Genomic DNA, 11454 nt, shown 5'->3' with positions numbered 1-11454 from the left:
TATCTCCTGATCATGCGCTTTCTTAAAGTAAAATTGATTTTGGCTTTTAATTTATAACAAGAATAAAAAGAAAAGATTTTTGCAACAAAAAAAATCCTCCATGAAGGAGGATTAAAAAACAGGGCAGAAAGAGAATTAAAAGTCGGTTGCAATGTTAAAAGCTCAATCGGTGTTATAAACATATACGATATTCTCTTTGTGTTGGTTTCAAGACATTCTATCTAAACAAAATTAAAGTTCAACATAAAAATAATAGGAAATATGTAACTAAATGAAATGGTTACAGTGTTTTTTTTTAGATTTTTTCTACTTGGATACATTAAATTTAATGATTTTTTATATGAAAACGAAGTAATTTTGTTGATTCTAAAAACGATGCATGCCTAATTCATTAATAAATATGTAAAAAATACTGTCGAAAAATTGATACTTAATGTATTGATAGACTGAATTTACATAGAGAATTGTTGTTTGGGATGCTATCATAATTGCTAATAAATGAATTCAAATAAAATAATTAGGTATATCAAATGACAAATCAACTTACATTTAAGTCGTTAACGTTACCAAATGGGGTAGAATTAAAAAATCGCATCATGATGGCGCCGATGACAACCTGTTCAGGTTTTTATGATGGTTCTGTTACGCATGATTTGATTGAATACTACCGAGTAAGAGCTGGTGATATTGGCACAGTGATAGTCGAATGTGGCTTTGTTGATAATAAAGGATTAGCTTTTCCTGGCGCAATTGGCTTAGATAGTGATGATAAAATTGAGGGATTAGCAAAAATAGCTAAAGTTATCAAAGAGCAAGGTTCTAAAGCTATTATTCAAGTTTATCATGGTGGACGAATGGTTGAGCCAAAGTTAATTGGTGGCCAATCACCAGTAGGCCCGAGTGCCATTGCTGCTCCACGCCCGAATGCTCCAACTCCAGTTGAATTAACGGCTGAAGAAGTAGATGAAATGATTGACAAGTTTGGTCAAGCTGTGCGTCGTGCTATTCAGGCTGGTTTTGATGGTGTAGAAATTCATGGCGCAAATACTTATTTAATTCAACAATTCTACTCACCTAATTCAAACCAACGTAATGATAAATGGGGGGGGAATCGTGATAATCGTACTCGATTCCCGCTTGCGATTTTAGATATCACACATAATATGATTCAACAATATGCAACTCCTGAGTTTATTGTTGGATATCGGTTTTCCCCCGAAGAGCTAGAAGTCCCTGGTATTCGTTTTGATGATACCATGTATTTGCTTGAAAAACTGGCTGCAAAAGGGCTTGATTATGTTCATTTCTCAATGGGGTCGATTTTAAGACCTTCGATCGTTGATATCGAAGATACAACACCACTAATCAATAAATATGTTGCAATGCGATCTGAGCAGTTAGCTAAAATTCCTGTTGTGGGGGTCGGTAATATTGTTAATCAAAGTGATATCGATGCAGCTTTTAAAAATGGCTATGATTTAGTTGCTGTTGGTCGTGCTTGTATTGCTTATCCTGATTGGGTTAGTCGCATTAAAAAAGGGGAAATGTTAGAACTATTTATCAATAGTGATAAACGGGAAGAGCTTAATATTCCTGAGCCTTTATGGCATTTTTCCCTTGTTGAAAGTTTGATTCGTGATGCTAACCTTAATGTGAAAAAGTTCAAACCAGGCCAGTATCAAGAGAAAGTTAATGATGAATCTTATGAATTTTTGATTAACGTTGAGTTAGGTAAGGATTTTATAAAAGATATACAATTAGTTAATGCTCAAAATTTTGATAGTGAAGTTTTAAATAATTTTACTGAAATTAAACATAGAATTATTGATTCAAATAGTCCACATGTTGATGCTATCTCTGGGGCAACAACACAATGTGAAGCATTTAAGAAAGCTGTAACTAAAGCAATGGCAAAATCTAACAAAGACGCAATTATTGCCGAAGGGGGGGATCCTGATGATCTTTCTTTTGATGTTGTCGTTGTTGGTAGTGGTGGCGCGGGGCTTGCCTCAGCTATTCAAGCACATGATCATGGGGCAAAAGTTGTTATTGTTGAGCAAATGCCGGTGATTGGTGGTAATACTAATAAAGCTTCGGCAGGTATGAATGCTGCGGAAACTAAATTCCAAAAACTCAAAGGCATTGTCGATAGTAAAGAGCTTTTTTATAAAGAAACTATGGCTGGTGGAAAAAATAAAAATAATCCTGACTTATTACGATACTTTGTTGAAAATGCACCAGAGGCTATCGATTGGTTAGATAATAATGATATTGAATTAAGTGGTATTACAACCACAGGGGGAATGAGCATCGATCGAACCCATCGCCCAGAAAGCGGGGCGGCAGTTGGTGGTTTTTTAATTAGTGGTCTAGTTAAAAATATCAATAAGCGTGGTATTGAAGTTATGTTAGATACTGCGGTTACTGAAATTGTCACTGAGAACAATAAAGTCATTGGCGTTAAAATTTCCGAAGAAGATGGCTCAACTCGCGTGATAAAAACTAAGGCCGTTATTATCGCAACAGGTGGATTTAGTGCTAATACTGCCATGGTTGAAAAATATCGCCCTGATCTTAAAGGTTTTGTTACCACCAATCATAAAGGTGCAACGGGTTCTGGCATTATGATATTGGAAAAACTTGGGGCTGGAACTGTTGATATGGGTGAAATCCAAATTCATCCAACAGTAGAACAAACATCTTCTTACTTGATTTCTGAATCTATTCGAGGTGGTGGGGCGATACTCGTATCGCAAAAAGGCCAACGATTTGTTAATGAGCTTGATACCCGAGATAAAGTATCAGCAGAAATTATTCGTTTACCTGAACATTATGCTTATATCTTATTTGATCAACAAGTTCGTGATGAAAATAAATCGGTGGAAGAATATGTCTCAAATCAGCTGGTCACTCAAGCAAATACTCTTGAAGAATTAGCACAAGAGTTATCAATTGATAGTCGCACATTAGCTAACACCGTAGCGCGCTATAATCAGTTTGCCGTTACTAAGCACGATCAGGACTTTGGCCGAACAACGGGCATACGTCATCCTATAGAAAAAGCACCTTTTTATGCAATAAAAATTGCCCCTGGTGTTCACCATACTATGGGCGGTGTGACTATCAATACTCAAACACAAGTTTTAGATGCTAATAAAAATGTCATTCAAGGTGTTTTTGCCGCAGGCGAAGTTGTGGGGGGAATACATGGAGCAAACCGAATAGGTGGTAATGCGGTTGCAGATATCATTATTTTCGGTATGCAAGCAGGTAAAAAAGCTGCCCATTATATAAAAAGTTAATTGAGTTGTAGCGATTTGGGTCTTGTTTAGTATGTTAAGGTCGAGTTATAAATATACTCAAACTTTAATGGGAACAACGGTGTCATTAACGCTTATAGAGCCTAATGACACCGTTGCACAGGCCGTTTTTGACAGCATTAAATTGCTTGAAGATAAGTTGACTGTAAATAGGTTAATATCAGAAGTCATGTCAATCAATTTAGCTGCGGGCAGTCACCCTGTTACTGTGAGTAGCTCGGTATTTTCTTTGATTGAACAAGCACAAAAAGTCAGTTTGCATTTCAATAGCTGCTTTAATTTTGCCATTGGTCCTTTAGTTAAACTTTGGAAAATTGGTTTCAACGGGCAACAAGTTCCACCAGCAAAATTGATTAAACAGCGGTTATTGTTAACAGATCCTAATAATATTGAGCTAGATACAAATAATCGTTCTGTTTTTTTGAAAAAATTCGGCATGGAAATTGATTTAGGCGCAATTGCTAAGGGGTATATTGCCGATGTTGCCAAATTAATTTTACATAAATATCAAGTTTATCAAGGTATTATTAATTTAGGTGGTAACGTATTAACTTTAGGTAGCCCTTTAACCAATGAAAACAGCTATTGGCATGTGGGGCTAAAAAAACCATTTGCAACTGATGATAAGTTATCAGGAGTTATTAAAGTTAAAAATAAGTCTGTTGTAACATCGGGGATTTATGAACGTTTTTTTATACAAAACAATCATCTTTATCATCACATATTAGATCCCAAGACAGGTTATCCATTAGATAATGAGCTAGACAGTGTGACAGTAATATCCAATTCTTCATTAGAAGGTGATATTTACTCAACGGTATTTTATGGATGGGGACTTGATAACAGCAGAAAATATTTACAAAAGCATCAAAACTTATCAGCTATATTTTTGTTAAAAAATAAAACAATAGCATTAATAAACCCTGATAATTTTGTTTTTCAACTAATTGACACTCAGTACAAAATAATCACCGATTAATCAACAGGCTTAGCATCAAAAAATGATAAAAATAACGATTATATTAGATCTTTGTTTTTACTGTTTTAATTTAATAACAGCTTAGTTTTGATAAAAAAACAGTCAGAAAAACCATTGATTTTATTGAAGTTTTTTCTGGGTAGATTTGTGAAATTTAAAAAAGAAAGAATTTACATCGGTGTAATAAAATTATATTTAAATTAAAAAGGGAAATACTATGAATGTAGTAAAAAAACCGCCAGTAAAATGGCTACCATTTATAATTATTGCGGCAATTTCAGCAATGCTTTGGTTGTTTATATCTCCTCCTCAAGGCATCAGTCAAGAAGGTTGGCAAACAAGCATTATCTTTATTGCAACAATTGCGTGTATTGTTGCTGAAATTATGCCAATTGGTGCAATCGGCTTATTAGCAATTACGGTATTTGCAGTATTGAGACCAACGGGAGCTGAAAGTGCTAAAAACGCTATAGAGATATCATTAAGCGAATTAAATAGTGGGTTAATTTGGTTAATTGTTATTGCTTTTATGATTGCTCGCGGCTTTATTAAAACAGGTTTAAGTAAACGTATTGCCTATTATCTTGTGAAGATCTTAGGTAAAAATACATTGGGACTTGCCTATGGTTTAGCTGTCACTGATATGGCCTTAGCGCCAGCGATTCCAAGTACAACTGCACGTGCTGGTGGGGTTATTTACCCAATAGCTGAAGCATTAGCTATCAATTTTAATTCTAGCCCTAAGGATGAATCAAGAAACCGTATTGGTACATTTTTAATGTTAACTATTAGCCATATCAATGACATTACCTCGGCAATGTTCTTAACGGCGTTTACTGGAAATTTATTAGCTGCTAAGTTAGTGACAAAATCACTAGATATCACATTAGGCTGGGGACAATGGTTTATTGTAGCTATTGTTCCATGCTTAGTTTCATTTATTATTATTCCTTTAGTTATCTACTTTTTAACTAACCCAGAGCTAAAAAAGACACCAGAAGCACCTAAATTAGCTGCTGAAGAATTGAAAAAAATGGGATCTATCACCGTTAAAGAAATCATTATGGGTGGAACAGTTATTCTATTATTAGCACTTTGGATTTTTGGTAAAAACTTCAATATTGATTCAACAACAACTGCCTTTATTGGTTTGACTATTTTGCTTTTAACCGGTGTATTAAGTTGGGATGACATCAAAAGTGAAAAAGCAGCTTGGGATACATTAATTTGGTTTGCGGCATTATTGATGATAGCAGGGCAAGTCAATAAACTTGGTGTGACAAAATGGTTAGGTGATACAATAGGTAGTGCTGTGCAAGGTTATTTGGGTGAAAGTAGCTGGTTATTAGTGCTGATTGTTTTATGTGTTGCGTATGTTTATTTGCACTATCTTTTTGCCAGTGGTAATGCGCATATCGCCGCTTTATTTCCAGTTTTCTTATCGATAGCTATTGCTCTTGGCGTACCCACATTTATTGCAATTTTTGCTTTAGTTATTTGTACTAACTATTTTGGTTCAATTACGCAATTTGCCAATGCAAGAAATCCGCTATTATTTGCTGAAGGTTTTGTTCCTGTAAAAACTTGGTGGAAAGTCGGGTTTATTTGTAGCATTATAAATCTGGCTATCTTATTTACTGTGGGTATTTTATGGTGGAAAATAATCGGTCTTAGCTAATAACTAATTATATACACTAAAGATTATATACCGCCACATTGACTGGCGGTATTTTTATAGTTAGTTAATTTTATAGCGACAAATTTTAATTGATAATTGCCAATCATCAATCGGTTTCCAATATTTTTGTTCTTGTTCTAAATCCAATAAGATTAATTTATTCTTTTCGACAAAATCTTGATTAACTTCTAACGTTATTTGGGTGGGGCTATTTTTTGATAATTTTAATTTAAATGCATCAAGGTTTAGATCGGTATTTCGCTGATTATTTATTAGAATAGATAATCTAAGCATTTGCATGGCTGATATTATATGCTTGTATTCAAACAAACTGAAATAAGGGATTTCATCAATATTAATTGATTTGCGATGATAACGAACAAGCGTTGCTAAAAGTAATTGTTGTTCTTCATTAAACCCCGGCAAATTACTATTCTTTAAAATATAACTCGAATGTTTATGAATCGAAGTAAAGTTGATTTTTAACCCAACTTCATGCAATTGCGCAGCCCAATACAATATAGATTCTAAATTAGGTGGAATAACGATTTGTGTTTGTTGTTGCCATTGAGAAAATAAAAATTTTGCAGTTTTAACCACTTGTTTTGCATGGCGTTGATCAACGTTGTAATGATCGGAAAGTAATTGAGCTGTATTTTGTCTAATATCTCGGAAATTAGGACCATCAATGAGTTCATAAAGCACGCCTTCACGCAATGCACACGGACTAAAGCGTAAAGCCTCTAAGCCTAGGGCATAAAAAATACCACAAAATATTGCCAGCCCACTAACAAATATGCTTTTTCTTTCATTAGAAAGTGAAGGGTAGTTAATATCTTGGCAAGATTTAAATTCCAAAATATAACGAATTAAATCATCTAGCCTTTTAGGCGTAATAATTCCATCACAGACACCAATGTCTAATAAAATACGATAAATAGCTTTAATCGTTCCCGATGATCCAAATGCTACAGTGATTTTCTGCTTTTTAATAATATGAATCATACTTTCAATTTGTTGTTCGGCGGCAAGCCTTGCTCGTTGAAATGAATCAAAATCGATTTTTTGATCATGAAAGAATTGCTTAGCATAAGTTACACAGCCCATGGGACGGCTAGCTACAAGCAATGGTTTTAAATCATTTCCTTTTCCTATTGCAATTTCAGTCGATCCACCACCGATATCTACTACAAATTTGGTATCAGTTGACGATGTTGATTCTGTCGTCATGGCACCTAAATAAATAAGGCGAGCCTCTTCTTGACCTGAAATAATTTCAATAGGAAAAGGAAATACTTTGGCTGCAGCCATCAAAAATTGATGCTTATTTTTGGCAACACGCAAAGTATGCGTCGCTATAACACGAACATGTTCAGCTGGAAATCCTTTTAATCGTTCAGCAAATAATTCAAGGCACTGCACTCCTCGTATAATGCTTGATTCATTGAGCTGATTATTAGCATTAAGCCCCGTTGCAAGATGAATGTTTTTTTTATTTTTATAAATAATTTGCATCGCGCCATCAATGATACGGACTATAACCATATAAAAGCTGTTTGAACCAAGATCAACTACGGCATATTCATTGAATTTGTCCACTTTAAAATCCTCAATTCATTATTCAAATGATTCTAACCGTTTCAAATAATCATAAATGGCATATTGGGCTCTGGTTTTTTTCTTATTGCCTCTTTGCACATAATTGTTGGTGGCATCTTTATCAATAATGCGAGCTTTTACGTTATCATTGCACTGTATATCAAAAATATTATGAATAGTTGATTTTATTATTGGATCGAAAATTTTTACACCCACTTCAATACGGTTATCGAGATTACGAGGCATCCAGTCTGCGGAAGAAATATATGTATCTTTTCTTCCATCATTTTCAAAAATATAGACACGAGCATGCTCCAAAAACTGATCAACAATACTGGTGACCGTGATATTTTCACTTAAGTTAGGAATTTGCGGTACCAATACGCAGGTTCCTCTTACTACCATTCTAATTTTTACTCCAGCACATGATGCGCGATATAGTTGATCTATCATATCTTGATCTGTTATTGCATTTAACTTTAAATAAATGCCCGCGGGTTTCCCCACTTTTGCATTATTTATTTCCCGCTCGATAAACTCATAAAATCGTAATCGTGTATTTTGCGGTGAAACAAGCAAATGGTTGAATGATACAGGTTTGAACGGGTTTTCAATAAAATTAAATACTTTTCTAACTTCATCGGTAATGGCTGGATCTGCAGTTAATAGTGAAAAATCGGTATAAATGGCCGCCGTTCTTTCATTAAAATTACCAGAACCAATATGAGCATAACGAACAATTCCATCATCTTCTTTACGATCAATTAAAAATAACTTGGCATGGATCTTAAGTTTTGGTTGTGAATAGATGACTTTAATTCCGCTACTAATTAGCCGTTTTGCCCATTTTATATTTGCTTCTTCATCAAATCTTGCCTGTAACTCAACCACTACAGTAACTTTTTTACCATTATTAGCAGCATTAATCGCAGTATGAATAAAACGTGAGTCTTTAGCTACTCGATATATGTTCATACGAATATGCGTAACAGAAGGATCAAATGAGGCTTGGCGCATAATTTCAAGAACATGCCCAAAAGAATAGTAAGGATAATAAAGTAAAACATCGCGATCTTTTATTGTATCAAAAGCATTACGAAATTGTTTAAATCGATTGTAACTTAGACTTGAAATTTTTTTATTTAATAGCTTCTTCTGCCCAAAATCAGGAAACTTGACCAGATCTTTAAAATTAGGATAGCGACCGCCAGGCATCGCCTCTTGTTCAGTTAATCGTAATTTATTAATTAACAATTCAAATAATGCTTTTGGCATATCTTTTTGATAAGTAAAGCGTACAGGCTGTGCCGTTAAACGTTGTTTTAAACCTTGAGACATAAGCTCAAGTAAACTATCTAATTCGGTGTTTAATTCGTATTCTGCATCCCTATTGATATTAATTGAATAAGCATTTAATTCTTTGGCATCAAAAAATATTTTAAAAATATCCGTTAAGCAATATCGAAGTATGTTGTCTAAAAAGATAATGGATTTATTTTTAGTGGACACTTCAGATGGCAATAATACAAAACGAGAAACCTTATCTGTTGGTAGTTCCAGTAATGCATAACTGATATTATCTTCACAAATAATTTCTACAGCCAAATAAGCATGATCATCTTTTAAAAATTGAATAAGCTCTGTATGGCTATCAAGCAAAATAGGGGTTATGTACTGTCTAAGATTTTGTTTATAATAATTTTTGATCCAATTTTCTTGGTAGGCGGAAAGTTGTCGTTCATTAATCAAAAAGATTTGGTTTCTAGCCATTTCTAATAATAATTCATTGTAGAGCTGATCAAATTGTAATTCCAATTGGATAACTTTTTGATTTACTTGACGCAATAAATTCTTAGCATTAGGCAAAGAATGTGCTTGTTCTTGTTCAATAAGCACATATTTTTTTAGGTTAGCAAACTGTACTTTATAAAACTCATCAAGGTTACTTGAGTATATGCCTAAAAAACGCACACGTTCAATAAGTGGATTACTTTTATCTGCCGCCTCTTGTAAAACACGTTGATTAAAAGACAACCAACTGAGTTCTTTAGGTAAATATACTTTTTCTTCAATCATTTTAGTTTTTCAAACTCAATTAATAATATCTTGTACAGAATAGCTTAAGTAAAAAAAAAAGCTAGCAGGTAGCTAGCTTTTTTATTTTATATAAGATTAAAATTTAATTTTTAAATACGATGAACCGAAGTTGTATTAGTGGTGCCGCTTGGAACTAAAGCGCCTGAAACCATAACGATAATATCACCTTGTTGTAAACCGCATACTTTTACCGCCATCTCTTTGCCTAAGCGATAAAAATCATCAGTTGAGTTGATTGAATCAATTAAAATAGGCTCTACACCTTTGGTGACAGCTAATTGATTAACTGTTTTTTGGCTAGATGATAATGCTAAAATGCGCGCTTTTGGGAAATAATGGCGAACTTCTCGAGCTGATTTACCACTACGGGTTGCAACAACAATAAGTGGGGCATTTAGACGCTCAGCGATTTCTACAGCGCCACAGCAAACAGCTGCTGTTATACGTAATTTTTCTTCTTTTGATGTTAATTCTAATGACGCTGGAATTGTGCCATCAGTGCGTTTACAGATAGTTGCCATGACATTGACTGTTTCTAAAGGGTATTTACCTTTAGCACTTTCACCAGAAAGCATAACAGCATCCGTACCATCAATAATTGCATTAGCCACATCGCCAGCTTCAGCACGAGTAGGGCGAGGATTTTTAATCATTGAATCAAGCATCTGTGTTGCTGTAATAACAGGTTTAGATGCTTTATTACATTTTTTGATCATCATTTTTTGAGCAAAAATAACTTCTTCAACAGCAATTTCCACACCTAGATCGCCACGAGCCACCATAATACCATCGGAAGCTTCAAGAATCTCATCAAAATTATCTAAACCTTCTTGGTTTTCGATTTTTGAGATGATCTTAATATCTTCGCCACCATGGGCTTTTAAGTGTGCGCGAATATCTTCGACATCCGAACGTTTACGAATAAATGATGCAGCAATAAAGTCAACGCCTTGCTCGCAACCAAAAATCAGGTCGTTTTTATCCTTTTCTGCAAGGGCAGGTAACTTAATTGAGACACCGGGTAAATTAATACCTTTATTTTCACCAAGATCACCATTGTTTAAAACCGTACAGATAACTTCATTGCCTTTGATTTCTTTAACGTCCATAGCAATCAAACCATCATCAACAAGTACACGATTGCCAGGCTTAAGATCATGCGCAAAGCCATCATAGGTCACAGCAACTCGTTCGGCATTTCCAATAACACTTTTGTCGGTTGTAAAAGTGAAAGTTTGGCCTGCAACAAGTGATACATCATTGCCACCTTCTAATTTAATGGTGCGGATCTCAGGTCCTTTGGTGTCTAACATAATTGCTGCTTTTAAACCAGTTTCCTGCATTACTTCTCGTAAATTTTTAATACGGTTACCATGTTCCTCATAATCACCATGAGAAAAGTTTAAACGCATAACATTCATTCCTGCGTTTAATAGTTTTGCTAACATTTCTTTTGATTCAGATTTTGGTCCGATAGTACAAACAATTTTTGTCTTTTTCATAATAGTATCTACTTAGTAATGTATTTAATGTTAATGTTAATGTTAATGTTAATGTTTTAATTTAAAAATTCGATAAATCAACGTTATGCAAAAAAAAACCAATGACAAGGCATTGGTAAGATAGGCTAAAAGTACTTTTTGTAGCTTTTAAACAGCTACAAAAGTCACATAAAATATCTGAAGAGTATGATAATTTCATCAATAAGTTAAATCCTTTAAAAATTACCCTTATTATATTCTTAACAGTATTTTAAATAAAGTTTTTTATATCATACATAC

Annotated in this window: 7 protein-coding genes; 3 read left to right on the top strand and 4 right to left on the bottom strand. The window is 34.2% G+C overall.

Annotated features, from left to right (window positions below):
* Positions 1-182 (bottom strand): hypothetical protein (locus A9G28_RS13690; RefSeq protein ID WP_218057295.1); only part of this gene is annotated, 182 nt, incomplete at its 3' end.
* Positions 183-530: 348 nt separating this feature from the next.
* Between A9G28_RS13690 and A9G28_RS00125 the strand changes: the two genes are divergently transcribed.
* The 3 genes from A9G28_RS00125 (at position 531) to A9G28_RS00115 (ending at position 5977) form a co-directional block, all read left to right on the top strand.
* Positions 531-3302 carry a flavocytochrome c gene (locus A9G28_RS00125; RefSeq protein WP_065579394.1) on the top strand — a complete coding sequence of 924 codons (2772 nt, stop codon included), beginning with the start codon at positions 531-533 and terminating at the stop codon, positions 3300-3302.
* A 79-nt stretch (positions 3303-3381) separates the two neighbouring features.
* Positions 3382-4299 (top strand): FAD:protein FMN transferase, encoded by a 918-nt coding sequence (locus A9G28_RS00120; RefSeq protein WP_218056999.1) that lies wholly within the window; start codon positions 3382-3384, stop codon positions 4297-4299.
* Positions 4300-4516: 217 nt separating this feature from the next.
* Positions 4517-5977 (top strand): DASS family sodium-coupled anion symporter, encoded by a 1461-nt coding sequence (locus A9G28_RS00115; RefSeq protein WP_065567217.1) that lies wholly within the window; start codon positions 4517-4519, stop codon positions 5975-5977.
* Positions 5978-6037: 60 nt separating this feature from the next.
* On the opposite strand, the gene A9G28_RS00110 is transcribed toward A9G28_RS00115, so the two are convergent.
* The 3 genes from A9G28_RS00110 to pykF form a co-directional block, all read right to left on the bottom strand.
* The gene (locus A9G28_RS00110) at positions 6038-7522 is read right to left on the bottom strand and encodes a Ppx/GppA phosphatase family protein (RefSeq protein ID WP_081295525.1); all 1485 of its coding nucleotides are present in this window, start codon (positions 7520-7522) and stop codon (positions 6038-6040) included.
* Between the two features lie 72 nt (positions 7523-7594).
* A complete protein-coding gene (ppk1, locus tag A9G28_RS00105; protein WP_065567215.1) occupies positions 7595-9652 on the bottom strand; it encodes a polyphosphate kinase 1 in 2058 nt (685 codons plus the stop codon).
* Positions 9653-9762: 110 nt separating this feature from the next.
* Complete coding sequence (gene pykF, locus A9G28_RS00100) at positions 9763-11175, bottom strand: pyruvate kinase PykF (protein WP_065579392.1); 1413 nt, start codon at positions 11173-11175, stop codon at positions 9763-9765.
* Positions 11176-11454 lie beyond the last annotated feature (279 nt).

Source organism: Gilliamella sp. Fer1-1 (genome assembly GCF_001690825.1).
Lineage (GTDB): Bacteria > Pseudomonadota > Gammaproteobacteria > Enterobacterales > Orbaceae > Gilliamella > Gilliamella apicola_C.
This window is presented reverse-complemented; position numbering and strand designations above follow the sequence as displayed.

Excerpts from the sequence above, each read along its gene's own strand:
- A9G28_RS00125 (WP_065579394.1), top strand. The coding sequence starts at position 531 with ATGACAAATCAACTTACATTTAAGTCGTTAACGTTACCAAATGGGGTA.
- A9G28_RS00115 (WP_065567217.1), top strand. The coding sequence starts at position 4,517 with ATGAATGTAGTAAAAAAACCGCCAGTAAAATGGCTACCATTTATAATT.
- A9G28_RS00110 (WP_081295525.1), bottom strand. The coding sequence starts at position 7,522 with ATGGTTATAGTCCGTATCATTGATGGCGCGATGCAAATTATTTATAAA.
- ppk1 (WP_065567215.1), bottom strand. The coding sequence starts at position 9,652 with ATGATTGAAGAAAAAGTATATTTACCTAAAGAACTCAGTTGGTTGTCT.
- pykF (WP_065579392.1), bottom strand. The coding sequence starts at position 11,175 with ATGAAAAAGACAAAAATTGTTTGTACTATCGGACCAAAATCTGAATCA.